Source organism: Lactobacillus sp. UMNPBX4 (assembly GCF_002554115.1).
GTDB classification, from domain to species: Bacteria; Bacillota; Bacilli; order Lactobacillales; family Lactobacillaceae; genus Lactobacillus; species Lactobacillus gallinarum.
This window is the reverse complement of sequence record NZ_PCZF01000040.1, coordinates 1-14,456: the sequence shown is the minus strand read 5'-3', so window position 1 is coordinate 14,456 and position 14,456 is coordinate 1. Positions and strand designations below refer to the sequence as shown.

Genomic DNA, 14,456 nt, shown 5'->3' with positions numbered 1-14,456 from the left:
ACGCCGAAAGTAGTTGGTGGGCAACTGCCTGCGAGGAAAGGAAGCTGCCGTGCTCTTTTTTAATATTCCGGCTTAGCTCAGTTGGTAGAGCGCTTGACTGTTAATCAAGATGTCGTCAGTTCGAGTCTGACAGCCGGAGTACTCTTGTATGGAGTGTTGTCCGAGTGGCTTAAGGAGCATGATTGGAAATCATGTATACGGGCTTATACCTGTATCGAGGGTTCAAATCCCTCACACTCCGTAGATAAATGAAGAAAAGAGATCATATTCGTTATGATCTCTTTTTTCTTACCTTTTTTCTTACCTTATAATAAGTAGCAAGAAGGTATTAAAATGAAAAATAAAAAGAAAGTTCTGTTTTCTTCTCTACTGGTAGTATTTTTATTATTCTTTCTATCAGCCTGTTCAACTAAAAAAGAGGAAAATACTCAGAAACATCAAGTCGACATTGTCACATCAACTAATATTTATGCCAATATTGCCAAAAATATCGTGGGTAAGCACGGTAAAGTCGAGGCAATTATCAATCATGGCGATACCGATCCCCATGATTTTGAGCCTACTACTGGCTCCGCTAAAGAAGTAGCCAATGCCAATATCGTTATTGCAAATGGTTTGGGATATGACAGCTGGATGACTAATTTGGCTAATGCAAATGATATTCATGTTACTAAAGTAGGAGAGCAGCTTATGGGACTAAAACAGGGCGACAATCCTCATATTTGGTATAACCTGAATATGCTACAAAAATACGTGGCCTACCTTGTTAAAAAAGCTAGTCAAATTGATCCTAAGCATACATCTTATTTTAAAACTAATGCCAAAATTTATTTGAATAAAATAGATACGATAAAGAAATTGGCCGACAAAATAAATGGAAGAAAGGCGAAGCCAGTTTATGTGAGTGAGCCGGTATTTGATTATGCCTTAGAGCGGTGCCATTTTAAAATTGGTAATCCAGCTTTTGAAGAGGCTGTAGAAAATGAAACTGATCCAAACGCTAAGGTTGTACACGAAATGCAAATGGGTATCAAACAGAGAAAAATTGCTTTCTTCGTTAATAATGTCCAAGCATCAAGCAGTACCGTTAATAATATGGTAAGCTTAGCTAAGCACTCAAACGTGCCAGTACTTGATGTACGTGAGACGATGCCTAATGGTGTTAGCTACTATCAATGGATGAAAAACAATTATCAAAAATTATTTCAAATTTTTTCAAAATAACCCTTGCATAAATTAAGGATGTCTAGTAATATAATAAGCGTTGTGATTGAGATGTCACTCAGATAACTAAAAAATGAAAAAGTTAAAAAAGTTCTTGACTTTTAAAATTGATTTAGTTATTATAATAAAGTACTCTTGATTAAGAGATATGACCCGTTGGTCAAGTGGTTAAGACACGGCCCTTTCACGGCCGTAACATGGGTTCAAATCCCGTACGGGTCACTTATGGAGGATTAGCTCAGCTGGGAGAGCATCTGCCTTACAAGCAGGAGGTCACAGGTTCGAGCCCTGTATCCTCCATTGTTCGGGACTACCGCGGAGACGGTAGTTCTTTTTTTATGCAAAAAGAACGAACAAAATAATTTTATCGGTTCAAGTCCTGAAAGGATTCACTATTAACAGTGAAGATGCCTTGTAACCGAATAGCTAATGTCTATATAGGGGGACTATTATGGAAAGACGTTTGTTTACTTCAGAATCAGTTTCTGAAGGACACCCAGATAAGGTTGCTGATCAAATTTCAGATGCTATTCTGGATGCAATGTTGGAAAAAGATCCTAATTCACATGTAGCATGTGAAACGATTGTAACTACAGGTATGGTTTTTGTCTTCGGAGAAATTTCAACTAGTGCTTATGTTGATATTCAAGACGTAGTACGTAAGACCATCTTGAGAATTGGTTATGATCGTCCTGAATTAGGTTTTGATGGCAATAACTGTGCCGTCATGGTGGATATTGATGAGCAATCACCTGATATTGCGGGTGGTGTAGATCATTCACTTGAAACTAGAGAAAATGAGTCTGATCAAGACGAATTGGATCAAATTGGTGCGGGTGACCAAGGTTTGATGTTTGGTTTTGCTATTAAGGAAACACCAGAATTAATGCCTTTGCCAATCTCACTTGCTCATCGCTTAATGAGACGTGTTGCCTCATTGAGAAAGGATCATACTCTAGAATGGCTTCGTCCAGATGCTAAGGCACAAGTTACAGTTGAATACGATGAGAACAAGAATCCACTTCGTGTTGATACTGTAGTTATTTCTACTCAAACTGATGCAGAAGTATCTAATGACGAAATTCGTCGAGCAATGATCGATTTAGTAATTAAAGAAGTTATTCCAGCTCGCTACTTGGATGAAAAGACCAAGTTCTTGATTAACCCATCTGGACGCTTCGTTATTGGTGGACCAAAGGGTGACTCTGGTTTAACTGGACGTAAGATCATCGTTGATACTTATGGTGGTTATGCTCGTCATGGTGGTGGTGCCTTCTCAGGTAAAGACCCAACAAAGGTTGACCGTAGTGCTAGTTATGCAGCTCGCTATATTGCTAAAAATATCGTGGCAGCTGGTCTTGCATATCGCTGTGAAGTACAATTAGCCTACGCAATCGGTGTGGCTCACCCAGTATCAATTATGATTGATACAGCTGGTACCGGTAAGGTGGATGATGATCTTTTGACTGAAGCAGTTCGTCATGTCTTTGATCTTCGTCCAGCAGGTATCATCAAGATGCTTGATTTGCGTCGTCCTATTTATGAACAAACTGCCGCATATGGTCACTTCGGCAGAACAGATGTCGATTTACCGTGGGAAAAGACCGATAAAACTCAAGATTTACTTGATTACATCAAAAACAATAAATAATAAAAAGAGGGAGTAAAAATGAAAAAAACAAACGTGTCACTAGTCACGCTTGCGATTTTTATGACTACTTTTATGTCTGGTGTTGAAGGAACGATTGTTTCTACTGCGATGCCAACCATAGTTTCTGATCTGAATGGATTGGAAATTATGAATTGGGTTGTATCAATTTTTCTTTTGATGACGGCTGTGTCAACTCCTTTATATGGAAAACTGGCAGATAGCATTGGGCGAAAGCCAGTTTTTTTATTTGGGATTGCACTCTTTGTCATTGGATCGTCATTGTGTGGCTTAGCTCAGAATATGATTGAATTAATTGTATTTAGAGCAATTCAAGGATTAGGTTCAGGAGCAGTTCAACCGGTGGCTATTACGCTGATTGCGGATTTATATACTTTGCAAAAACGGGCAAAACTGTTAGGACTCAATTCTGGCTTTTGGGGAGTAGCCTCAGTAATTGCACCACTATTAGGTGGTTTTATTGTTCAACATCTGTCTTGGCACTGGGTTTTTTATATTAATGTTCCGATCGGAATTATCGCCTTTTTGCTGGTTATTTTCTATTTAAAAGAACCAAAGCACAATGCCAAATCAAAGTTGGACTTGCAAGGTACAACTTGGTTGGTAATTTTACTGCTAGCTTTGATGTTCTTCTTACAGGATCTTGGCGAAAACACCAATATTGCAATAATGGCTATTTTAGCTCTTTTAATTGTGGTATCGGTAATTGCCTTCTTTAAGGCAGAAAAGCGCGCTAAGGACCCAATAATGCCGTTATCAATGCTGAAAAATAGAGAGTTCCTGGCAATCAATCTAATTACTCTACTTATCTGTGGGGTAGTTATTGGCTTTGAATTCTATATTCCAACTTGGATGCAGGGAATTAACGGAACTAACGCCTCGCTTGCTGGTTTTGCCGTTACACCAAGTTCTTTAATGTGGATTGTAGGTTCGTTTATTCTAGGCTGGATGCTTGGCCGCTGGGGTATTAAGCGGACTTATGATTATATGTTAGGCGTATTGGTGATCACAGATTTGGTATTGCTTTTAGTACCAATTTACACACCATTCTGGGTATTCTGTATTGTCGCAGCCTTTAACGGTACCGCATTTGGGGTTATTACAACGGCATCTCAGGTTCATTCTCAAGTGCTAGTATCTAAGTCTGACATTGGGGTAGCAACTTCATTTAATACTTTGATGAAATATTTGGGTCAAACTATGATGATTTCAATCTACGGTATTGCCTTTAATACGGCGGTAGCTCATGGTTTAGCTAAGCACCCTGGATTGACTCAAGGGATGATGAATAAAATCGTTTCTGCGGAAAATGCCAAGACGCTAGCAGCCAATACGATTCCACAGTTGCGTCAAGTTCTTTTGGGTGGATTAAAAGCCGTATATTTTGTTTCATTAATCGTGATAATTGTTTCCATCGTTTTGAACCGAACATATCGTGATCAAAAAATTAATACCAAATAAAAAATCCAGATGCATCTTTAATGCGTCTGGATTTTTGTTTTAAAAGCTGCGTTTCAACAATTGTTGCGGCATTTTCTTAAGTAATGTTGTTGCACTATTATTTGGAAAAATAGCTAAACAGTCAACCGCTTTTTGGGCATAATCTTGAGCGAGTTTCCTACTTTTCTCAATAACGGAACTATTAACGAGAATTTCTTGAATCAGTTGCATATCTGAAACGGACATTTCGCGTTTTTTATTTAAAATAGGCAACAGCTTTTGTCTTAACTCGGGCTGATCAAGTGCAAGCAAAAGTGGCAAGGAATAAACACCGGTAGCTAAATCTTCTAAAGTAGGCTTATTGAGTTTGTCGCTGCCTGTGTAGTCTAATAAATCATCTACAATTTGAAATGCGATTCCTAGATTTTCTCCAAAATTGGCTAAAGCTTCACTTTCTTCGGCATTCCCACCCGCAAAATGTGCACCTTCTTCAGCTGCTAAACGGAAGAGGGCGGCGGTTTTACCTTTGATATCGTTTAGATAATCCGTAAAGGTCTGCTCTAAGTTAAAGCGTTCAGCCATTTGACCGAGTTCTCCATTTAAAATATGGCTCATAGTTTGCGCGTTGCGCACCAGATACTCGTGTTCTGCAGTTGTATCCAGCATTAAATCAAAAAAGTTGGTGAATAATAAATCACCAGCGTACACAGCGACATCTTTGCCAAACTCTGCTTGAATGCTGATATTGCCTCTACGCAGATCAGAATCATCGATGATATCATCATGAATCAAAGTTGCCATATGCAAAATTTCGATAGATGAAGCTAAATTAATAGTTTGTTGATTAACTTTTCCGACTACATGTGCTGCTAATAATAAAAGGCTGGGGCGCAGATATTTGCCACCGTTGTCGGCCATTGTTAATAAAGCAGTCTGTAAACTCTGATGAGGAGTTTGAATGGTGTGCTGAATCAAAGCATCGACTTCAGCTAATTCATCAGCAATAAGTGGATATTTTTTCCAAGGCTTAAAATTTTTCATAAATCGTTTCCTTAAACTAATAAAATTATTATCGTTTAATTGATTTGTTCAAATAGTTACATTACTTATTATTACGCAGATTGTGAATCTAACCAACAAAAAAACTAGTGAAAATTAAATTCACTAGTCTTTTTGTTTATTTTCGCGATTTTTCTAACATTTTTGGTTCAATGTAAAAGTGGTATAAGAATGAATAACCAAGTAAAACAAAGGTAATTCCTTCAATCCAACCTCCAAAGACATCAGATGGATAATGCACATGGACGAATATTCTTGTGTAGCCGATCAAGATCGGGAACAACGCCCAAATGATAATTAATAGAGTTTTCCAGAATTTGCTTTTAATTAATAAAATTGTCAAGATAATTAAAACTCCAAATAATGCGGCACTACCAACTGAGTGACCTGATGGAAAACTGTAGCCATCGGCATAAACTAAATGGTGAACGGTTGGACGTTGGCGCTCAACTGCGTGTTTGATAATCCAGTTATAACCGTTGGCACAGATCATGACGCCTGCTGTGAACCAAGCATAAGCATATTGTTTAAACGTAATTAAAAGAATAAATAAGATAATTGTTTCTATCGTAATCGTGCTGGTATTGCCTAAATTGGTAAAAGTTTTTGCAAAAGCGACATTTGTCGGATTATTATTGCAGACAATGCTGATGACTGCATTGTCGAAACTGTGGATAAACGGTGAACCAGATGAAACAAGCATCGCCCACGCTGCGTAGATGACCACAAAGATTATCCCTGGAACCAGAGTATCTCTTGGTGGATTTTTTGTATTAATCAAAAAAAGTCTCCCCTTGTAATTTTTAGCATTTGTGGTAAATTATAATCATTATCTATAAGAAAATAAAGGTCAGGAAGTAGTAACAAGGATATTTTTTCAGAGAGAGACTGGTTGCTGTGAAGTCTTAGAATGGAATTGTGAACTTGTCCTGGTATTGAAACCTATCGTTGCCATCCGCGTTAAGGAGCGATTAAGGGTCACATTTTTGATGTGGAACTTAGGTGGTACCGCGATTATTTCGTCCTATGATTGATAGAATCATAGGACTTTTTTGTTAGAGAGGAAAAATATGTATAATCACAAAGTTGTCGAAAAGAAATGGCAAGATTATTGGGCAAAGCATGATACCTTCAAGACAGGTACAGATCCCAAGAAGAAAAATTATTATGCATTGGACATGTTCCCATTCCCATCTGGTAAGGGACTTCACGTAGGTCATCCAGAAGGATATACTGCAACCGATATTGTCTCACGTATGAAGCGTGCACAAGGCTATAATGTGCTTCACCCAATGGGTTGGGATGCATTTGGTCTTCCAACAGAACAATATGCTTTAAAGACTGGTGAAGATCCAGCAGTTGTTACTAAAAACAATATTGCCAACTTTAAGCGTCAACTTAACAAGTTAGGCTTTTCATACGACTGGGATCGTGAAATTACTACTAGTGATCCTAACTACTACAAGTGGACTCAATGGGTCTTTGAACAAATGTATAAGAAGGGCCTTGCTTATGAAGCTGAAGTTCCAGTTAACTGGTCACCAGACCTTGGTACTGTTGTAGCTAACGAAGAAGTTATTGATGGTAAAACTGAACGTGGTGGTTACCCAGTATACCGTCGTAATATGCGTCAATGGATGCTTAAGATGACTGCTTATGCCGACCGTTTGCTTGAAGATTTGGACGGCTTGGATTGGCCAGAACCAGTTAAGGAAATGCAAAGAAACTGGATTGGCCGTTCAGTTGGTGCTCAAGTAACCTTCAAGATTAAGGGCAGCGACAAGACCTTCGATATCTTTACTACTCGTCCTGATACTTTATTCGGTTGTTCATATACTGTTCTTGCTCCAGAAAACAAGTTGGTACAAGAAATTACTACTGATGCACACAGAGACGAAGTTAATGCCTACATCAAGAAGATTGAATCAAAATCAGACCTTGAAAGAACTGACTTGAACAAGGACAAGACTGGTGTATTTACTGGTGCTTACGCAATTAACCCAGTTAATGGCAAGGAAGTTCCGATTTGGATTTCAGATTACGTATTGGCAAGTTACGGTACTGGTGCGGTTATGGCAGTTCCAGCTCACGATGATCGTGACTATGATTTTGCTAAAAAGTTTGATTTGCCAATTAATCAAGTACTTGAAGGTGGCAACTTATCTAAGGCTGCCTTCACTGAAGATGGTCCACACATTAACTCAGAATTCTTGAATGGTTTGGACATCAAGGATGCCAAGAAGAAGATGGTTGACTGGCTTGAAGAACACAACTGCGGTGAAAAGAAAGTTAACTACAAGCTTCGTGACTGGGACTTCAGTCGTCAACGTTACTGGGGTGAACCAATTCCAGTTATCCACTGGGAAGACGGTACTACTTCACTTGTTCCAGAGGATCAACTTCCACTTCGTTTACCACATGCAACTGATATCAAGCCATCCGGTACTCCAGAAAGTCCATTAGCTAACTTAACTGACTGGGTAAACGTAGTTGATGAAAATGGTCGAAAAGGTAAGCGTGAAACCAACACTATGCCTAACTGGGCTGGTTCAAGTTGGTACTACTTACGTTATGTTGATCCACACAATGATAAAGAATTAGCTGATTACGACTTATTGAAGCAATGGCTTCCAGTTGACCTTTACATCGGTGGTGCAGAACATGCAGTTCGTCACCTTCTTTACGCTAGATTCTGGCACAAGGTTCTTTACGACTTGGGTGTTGTTCCAACCAAGGAACCATTCCAACGTTTGTACAACCAAGGCTTAATCTTGAAGAACCACGAAAAGATGTCTAAGTCAAAGGGTAACGTAGTTAACCCAGATGAAGTGATCGATGAATACGGTGCAGATTCACTTAGAATGTACGAAATGTTCATGGGACCACTTGATGCTTCAATTGACTGGGATGACAATGGTCCAGCATCAACTAAGAAGTTCTTAGATCGTGTATGGCGTTTGTTTGTTAACGACCTTGACCTTAAGGCAATTCCACAAGAAAGAATTGTGGATAAAAACGATGGTGAACTCGACAAGGTTTATGCAGAAACTGTTAAGAAGGTTACTGAAGACTTTGACGCTCTTCACTTCAACACCGCTATTTCTCAAATGATGGTCTTCATCAATGCTGCGCAAAAGGCTAAGAGTATTCCACGTGAATACGCAGAAGGATTTGTTAAGCTTTTGGCTCCAGTTGCTCCACACATGATGGAAGAAATCTGGCAAGTATTTGGTCATGATGAATCAATTACTTATGCTAAGTGGCCAACTTATGATCCAGCTAAGTTAGTTGAATCAACTGTGGAAATTATGGTTCAAGTTAACGGTAAGCTTCGTGGTAAGTTCCAAGCAGCTAAGGATGCAGATCGTGATGCTGTTCAAAAAGAAGCTATGGCTTTACCACACGTACAAAAATTCTTGGAAGGTAAGGACGTTAAGAAGGTTATCGTTGTACCTAACAAGATTGTTAATATCGTTGCTAAATAAGTTAAGTTTTTCCTAAAAGCTTTATGAAGTTGAGCTTTATGAAGCAAATTGAGTGACAATTAATTAGTTAATACTTTTTATTAGGAAAAATTGATGGAAGAAGAAAATAATTTAGATAGCAAAGATACACAAAGCACATTTTTAAAGGGCTCTGCCTGGATGACCTTTGGGTCGATTGCTTCTAGAATCTTAGGTGCGTTGTATATTATTCCTTGGTATGCCTGGATGGGTGACTATGGGAATATTGCCAATGCCTTAACTGCGCGAAGTTATAATATTTATACGATATTTATTCTAATTTCGACGGCCGGAATTCCGGGAGCGATTGCCAAACAGGTGGCTAAGTATAATGCCTTAAATGAATATGGAATTGGGCGAAAATTATTCCATAAAGGGTTAATTTTAATGGCCTTCTTGGGAGTAATTTCTGCTGCGATCATGTATTTTGCCTCACCGCTACTGGCATCTAACGGTAGTCAAAGCGATCCAAGACAAATTGCAGTTATGCGTAGTTTGTCTTATGCGATTTTGATTATTCCGATCTTGAGTATCATGCGTGGGTACTTCCAAGGGTATGCGGACATGATGCCAAGTGCGATGTCACAGTTTGTGGAGCAATTTGCTCGAGTAGTTTGGATGCTTTTAACGGCATTTGTAATCATGCAAGTGCAGCACGGCTCTTATGTTCATGCCGTTATCCAGTCAAACTTGGCTGCCGCAATTGGTGCCGCATTTGGGATTGGCCTGTTAGTTTGGTTCTTGTTTTCACGGCGAAAACAATTAGATAATTTGGTTGCTAATTCGAATAATCGGTTAAAAGTTTCCACAACCGAACTATTTGCGGAAATTATTGAACAGGCAATTCCATTTATTATTATCGATTCAGGAATAACTTTATTCTCATTAGTAGACCAATATACATTCCACCCAATGATTGCAGGGCTGGTTCATGCAAGTTCAGATACAATTGAAGATTGGTATGCATTATTTGGTCTTAATGCCAATAAGTTGATCATGATTATCGTGTCTTTGGCAAGTGCAATGGCAGTGACAGCGATTCCGCTTTTGTCAGCTGCACATACTAGAGGCGATTTTAAGAGCATCTCTAAGCAAATTGCTAATACGATGGACTTGTTCTTGTTCGTGATGATTCCTGCTGCATTCGGAATGGCCGCTATTAGTAAACCGATTTATACGGTTTTCTATGGCCCAGATCCATTAGGTAGCAATGTTTTATACTTGTCATCATTTACTGCAATCAGTTTAGGACTTTTTACAGTATTGATGGCGGTTTTGCAAGGTTTGTCAGAAAATGGATTGGCAATAAAATATTTAGTTTTAGGTTTAATCCTGAAGGGCATTTTGCAATATCCGATGATCTTTTTGTTCAAGATTTATGGACCGTTAGTTGCAACCAACTTAGGCTTATTGGTGATTGTTCTGTTGTCATTGAAGCACTTAGAAGTACAGTATGACTTTAATTTGAATAGAACAAGCCGCCGCTTGGTTGGTATTACCGCATTTTCGATAGGGATGTTCCTAATTGTTAAATTAGTTGAGATGGGCTTAGGCAAGTTCTTAAACCCAGATCATAGAATATCTGCCTTGATTCTGGTAATTTTATCAGTAGTCGTGGGAATTGTCTTTTATGGCTTAGCCACAATAAAGACAGATTTAGCCCAAAAAGTTATGGGTAGCAAAATTGAACGAATTTTAGTTAAATTGCATATTCATAGTTAATGAAAGAAGAACGATGATTGATTTCATCGTTCTTTTTGTGTTTGGAGTTAAAACACTGGGGAAGGGATGCAAGTAGGTAATAAAAAAGGAACGAGCAAAACTCGTTCCTTTTTTCATGGTATTCATCATGTAAGAATTATTTATTTGTTTTGATCTAAAAGAATTAGTCCTTTACAACGTCCTTAATGTTCAACCATTGGCTTTTGTTAATCTTAACGATCTTCTTGCCATTAGTCTTCTTAACTGCTTTAGCAGTGAAAGTTGAACCCATTGAAACTTTCTTAGCAGTCTTCTTACCGTTAGCGTTTAAAACGTCAACCTTTTGGTTCTTAGTGTCCTTAACAACAACGAAGATCTTGTCGCCTTTCTTGATTGAAGGGTTAGTAGGAGCAACTTCTGAAACACCTAACTTTGGAGCAGTGAAGCTAGCAGCTTGAGCAGCACCAGAACCAATACCCATGAAACTAATTGAAGCAACTACAACTGAAACAACTTTAACAATTTTCTTTGAGTCTAACATAATGAATACCTCTATTTTCTAAATCACTTTAACTTGTTGGAACTTTTCGTTCCCTCATTCCTTACATTTTTATTATATAACATTCGTTATATAATGCAAGGGCAAAATAAAACTTTTTTTAAAAAGAAAATAGATGGTGCAAAAGCTTGCTATAATAACTTTTATGCTAAGTTTTGACTAGAAAAATCGCAAAAATAAAAAAAATTTTGTTATAAAAAATCCAGATGCCTATTAGAACATCTGGATTTAAATTTTTGAGGCTTAAGTAGTCAAATATTTATTCATGGTGATCGATCAATCTTCTATTGAGATTAATATTAGTTTATTAATGCATTTATATTAGATTATAGTATGTCTTTTTTATTCTATATAAATAGACAAATGAACGTCTTTTTGATTATAAATTGGTCAAATATACAAATCTATTTTTTATTACTTTATGCTAAATTGTAGGAATTTAAATGAAAGGAAAAGATAACTATAACTCGGTAGATTATTCTTATGTTTTTTCTGCTAAAAAGAAATTGGAGTTAGAGCACGGCAAAAAAGTGCTACTAATTTTGGCAGAATGAAGAATAAGTGGACTGCTGCCGCTGTTATCGCGTTAGCCTCAGGTTCAGTGGTTTTGTTTGTGCCAACTGGAAAAGCGCAAGCAGCTGAAGCTGATGCTGGTGTGAAGACAGAACAAGTTGAGACTAATAAGCAAACTGATCAAGCACAGCAAAAACAAGTAAAACAACCTACGCAGGGTGAAGACGAGATGATCAAACTGATCAAGATACACCAGATCAATCGGTAGGTGATGATGATACTGATAAAGGTTATTATGAAAGTCAAAATCAACCTGTAAATACACCTGATCATATTAAAGGCAACGTTCAAGATGCATGGGACCAAGGTTATAAAGGTGAAGGCATTGCTGTAGCTGTAATTGACTCTGGAGCAGATCCAAGTCATAAAGATTTCCAAACTGCACCCACTAATCTTAAGTTTTCTAAAGAAGACATGGAAAAGATCATCAAGAAGTTAGGTCATGGTCGTTACGTAAGTCCTAAGTTTCCTTATGTGCATAACATGATCACAGGTGATGATGATCAAATTAAAGAAAATAACCAAGATGCAGTAAAAGATGGCTCTCACGGCCAACATGTATCCGGAATTATTGCTGCTAATGGTCAGCCCGATAATAAAAATGGTGAATATGTTGTTGGAGTAGCACCAGAAGCTCAACTATTGTTCTTAAAGTATTTTAGTGATGATGGAACTACGGGTGATGTAGCCGAAGCGATCTATGATGCAGTTAATGCTGAAGCTGATGTGATTTCACTATCTCTTAATAGTGCACCTAATGTGCCCAACTTGAATAACGCCGATCAAAGAGCAATTCGTTATGCTGTTGATCATGGGGTTGTTATTTCCGTTTCTGCCTCCAACGATGGTAATTCTGCATCAATTGATGCATCAAATAATGTTTCTGATAAGAATGACTATTATCCTAATTAAAATTTAGGTAATTACAAGCCATTTAATTCAGGTGATATTGGTGATCCTGCTGACTCTCCAGACGCCATTACTGTAGCGGCTGAAAAATCAGAACAAGATGAAGACAGTGACATGGCAGATTTTACTTCTTGGGGACCACTTCCTGATTATACTTTAAAGCCAGATGTATCAGCTCCGGGTGTGGATATTATTTCAACAGGAAATGATAATAAATAGTACTTCAATGGCAACACCATTTAATTCAGGTGTAGCTGCTTTAGTTATTCAATGACTAAAAAAGACCAATCCTAATTTACATGGTGCAGCTTTAGTTCAAGCAGTGAAGGGCTTGATAATGAGTACTGCTAATCCACAGTTAGACGTAAATAGTGATAATTCTGCTATTGTGTCTCCTCGTAGACAAGGTGCTGGTCAAATTAATGCTGGTGCAGCAACATCATCACCAGTTTATATTACTGCCGATGATGGAACTAGTTCACTTAGCTTACACAATATTCAAGATTCAACTAATTTCAACTTAACTTTCCATAATTTAAGTGACAAGGAACAAACTTATACCTTTGATGATTTGGGTGGAGGATATACTGAAGATCGTGATCCAGATACTGGATTGTTTAGTGATGTCCAATTAGCAGGTGCACGTGTTGATGGAGAAAATAGTATTACTATTGCTCCAAATTCAACTGCTAAATTTGCCTATACTTTAAAGCTGACTGGTTTGCAAAAGAATCAATTAGTTGAAGGATATTTGCATTTTGCAGGTAACAACGGTCAGGTAGATCTTTTTGTACCATATCTTGGTTATTATGGTGATATGACTAATGAGCACGTCTTTGATAAAAACGCTAATGAAGACAATACTGATATTTTAGGCAACCGTCTTACTAATGAAGATAATTATCCACGTGGTATTGCCGATGAATATTCATTAAAGCAATTTGTTAAGCAGAAAAAACAAGATAATGCCGATTATAAATGGCAACAAGCTACTCAAGTTTATGATAGTGGTAAAGTTGCATTTTCACCTAATGATGATAATGAGAGTGATTATGTATTACTATTTATGTACTTAAAACAAAATATCAAGGATCTTAAGATTGAAGTCCTTAATGACAAGGGTGAAGTAATACGAGTAGTTACTGATGCAAAAGACGTAGCTAAATCATATTATGACAATCACAGCTCTGAAACTACGGTAAGTACAGATGAGTATAAATGGGACGGTAAAGTTTACAATAAAAAGACCGGCAAAATGGAAGTAGCGCCAGATGGTCAATATACTTATCGCTTCATAGCAACACTTTATAATAAGGGACCTCATCAAGTTCAAACTCATGATATGCCAATTATCATTGATACGACTAAGCCTGTATTTAAGAGTTTCAATTATGATACTCAAACTAATACTCTAACTGGTAGCTATGAAGATACTGGTGTTGGCTTCACTGATTATTCATATGGTACTGTTACTATTAATGATAAAGTTTTCGGTTTCAAATTAAATGAAGGCCAAAATCAGTTTGACAATGATGATAAAACTAAAGGTCATTTCACTGTTAAATTGGATGCTGAGGAACTCGCAGCTTTAGCAAATACTCAAAATAAAATTACTATAGCTGTGAGTGATGCTCCAGATAATACGGCTAGTGAAACTAGGAATATTGCGCCAGTTGCAGGTAAAGCTGAAGTTAGTGTTTGGAATGCAATTACTGGTATGCCATTTGATACCAACAGTGCTGATTATCATGAAAATAAAAAAGTCGTAAATTGCAATAATAAATTGAACACTTACGCTGTTTGATAGATTTTATCTAAT

General features: G+C 37.6%; 10 protein-coding genes, 4 tRNA genes, 1 pseudogene, 1 riboswitch and 1 other annotated feature. Of the genes and pseudogenes, 12 read left to right on the top strand and 3 right to left on the bottom strand.

All coding sequences use genetic code 11. The features are described from left to right. Positions 1–66 precede the first annotated feature (66 nt). The 7 genes from CP355_RS07735 (at position 67) to CP355_RS07705 (ending at position 4,354) form a co-directional block, all read left to right on the top strand. Positions 67–139, top strand: a tRNA-Asn gene (locus tag CP355_RS07735). An 11-nt stretch (positions 140–150) separates the two neighbouring features. Then, positions 151–241, top strand: a tRNA-Ser gene (locus tag CP355_RS07730). Positions 242–333: 92 nt separating this feature from the next. Continuing rightward, positions 334–1,224 carry a metal ABC transporter solute-binding protein, Zn/Mn family gene (locus CP355_RS07725; protein WP_098044270.1) on the top strand — a complete coding sequence of 297 codons (891 nt, stop codon included), beginning with the start codon at positions 334–336 and terminating at the stop codon, positions 1,222–1,224. 150 nt (positions 1,225–1,374) lie between these two features. Further along, a tRNA-Glu gene (locus CP355_RS07720) sits at positions 1,375–1,446 on the top strand. A gap of 5 nt (positions 1,447–1,451) precedes the next feature. After that, positions 1,452–1,524 (top strand) — tRNA-Val (locus CP355_RS07715). Between the two features lie 65 nt (positions 1,525–1,589). Then, positions 1,590–1,678: riboswitch (SMK box riboswitch) on the top strand. Then, the gene (gene metK / locus CP355_RS07710; RefSeq protein WP_098037036.1) at positions 1,676–2,875 is read left to right on the top strand and encodes a methionine adenosyltransferase; all 1,200 of its coding nucleotides are present in this window, start codon (positions 1,676–1,678) and stop codon (positions 2,873–2,875) included. It overlaps the preceding riboswitch by 3 nt. An 18-nt stretch (positions 2,876–2,893) precedes the next feature. After that, on the top strand, positions 2,894–4,354 hold the full coding sequence (locus tag CP355_RS07705) for an MDR family MFS transporter (protein WP_025006407.1): 1,461 nt from the start codon (positions 2,894–2,896) through the stop codon (positions 4,352–4,354). Positions 4,355–4,393: 39 nt separating this feature from the next. Here CP355_RS07705 and CP355_RS07700 read toward each other — a convergent pair whose 3' ends face one another. Both CP355_RS07700 and CP355_RS07695 read right to left on the bottom strand, forming a co-directional pair. After that, a complete protein-coding gene (locus tag CP355_RS07700) occupies positions 4,394–5,374 on the bottom strand; it encodes a polyprenyl synthetase family protein (protein WP_056945496.1) in 981 nt (326 codons plus the stop codon). Between the two features lie 136 nt (positions 5,375–5,510). Further along, complete coding sequence (locus CP355_RS07695; protein ID WP_025006408.1) at positions 5,511–6,173, bottom strand: phosphatase PAP2 family protein; 663 nt, start codon at positions 6,171–6,173, stop codon at positions 5,511–5,513. Positions 6,174–6,229: 56 nt separating this feature from the next. Continuing rightward, positions 6,230–6,422: a binding site (T-box leader), on the top strand. 40 nt (positions 6,423–6,462) lie between these two features. On the opposite strand from CP355_RS07695, the gene leuS reads away from it, so the two are divergent. Together leuS and CP355_RS07685 are read left to right on the top strand one after the other, a co-directional pair. Next, the gene (gene leuS / locus CP355_RS07690) at positions 6,463–8,877 is read left to right on the top strand and encodes a leucine--tRNA ligase (protein WP_098044269.1); all 2,415 of its coding nucleotides are present in this window, start codon (positions 6,463–6,465) and stop codon (positions 8,875–8,877) included. A 93-nt stretch (positions 8,878–8,970) separates the two neighbouring features. Beyond that, positions 8,971–10,617 carry a polysaccharide biosynthesis protein gene (locus CP355_RS07685; protein WP_098044268.1) on the top strand — a complete coding sequence of 549 codons (1,647 nt, stop codon included), beginning with the start codon at positions 8,971–8,973 and terminating at the stop codon, positions 10,615–10,617. 163 nt (positions 10,618–10,780) lie between these two features. Here CP355_RS07685 and CP355_RS07680 read toward each other — a convergent pair whose 3' ends face one another. Further along, on the bottom strand, positions 10,781–11,137 hold the full coding sequence (locus CP355_RS07680) for a hypothetical protein (RefSeq protein ID WP_098044267.1): 357 nt from the start codon (positions 11,135–11,137) through the stop codon (positions 10,781–10,783). Positions 11,138–11,705: 568 nt separating this feature from the next. Between CP355_RS07680 and CP355_RS07675 the strand changes: the two genes are divergently transcribed. The 3 genes and pseudogenes from CP355_RS07675 (at position 11,706) to CP355_RS07660 (ending at position 14,441) form a co-directional block, all read left to right on the top strand. Further along, positions 11,706–11,936 (top strand): hypothetical protein, encoded by a 231-nt coding sequence (locus tag CP355_RS07675; protein WP_098036958.1) that lies wholly within the window; start codon positions 11,706–11,708, stop codon positions 11,934–11,936. A gap of 65 nt (positions 11,937–12,001) precedes the next feature. After that, positions 12,002–12,856: pseudogene (locus CP355_RS07670) on the top strand (S8 family serine peptidase). 118 nt (positions 12,857–12,974) lie between these two features. Further along, positions 12,975–14,441: an Fn3-like domain-containing protein gene (locus tag CP355_RS07660; RefSeq protein WP_098044264.1), complete on the top strand. Its 1,467-nt coding sequence runs from the start codon at positions 12,975–12,977 to the stop codon at positions 14,439–14,441. Positions 14,442–14,456: the final 15 nt, after the last annotated feature.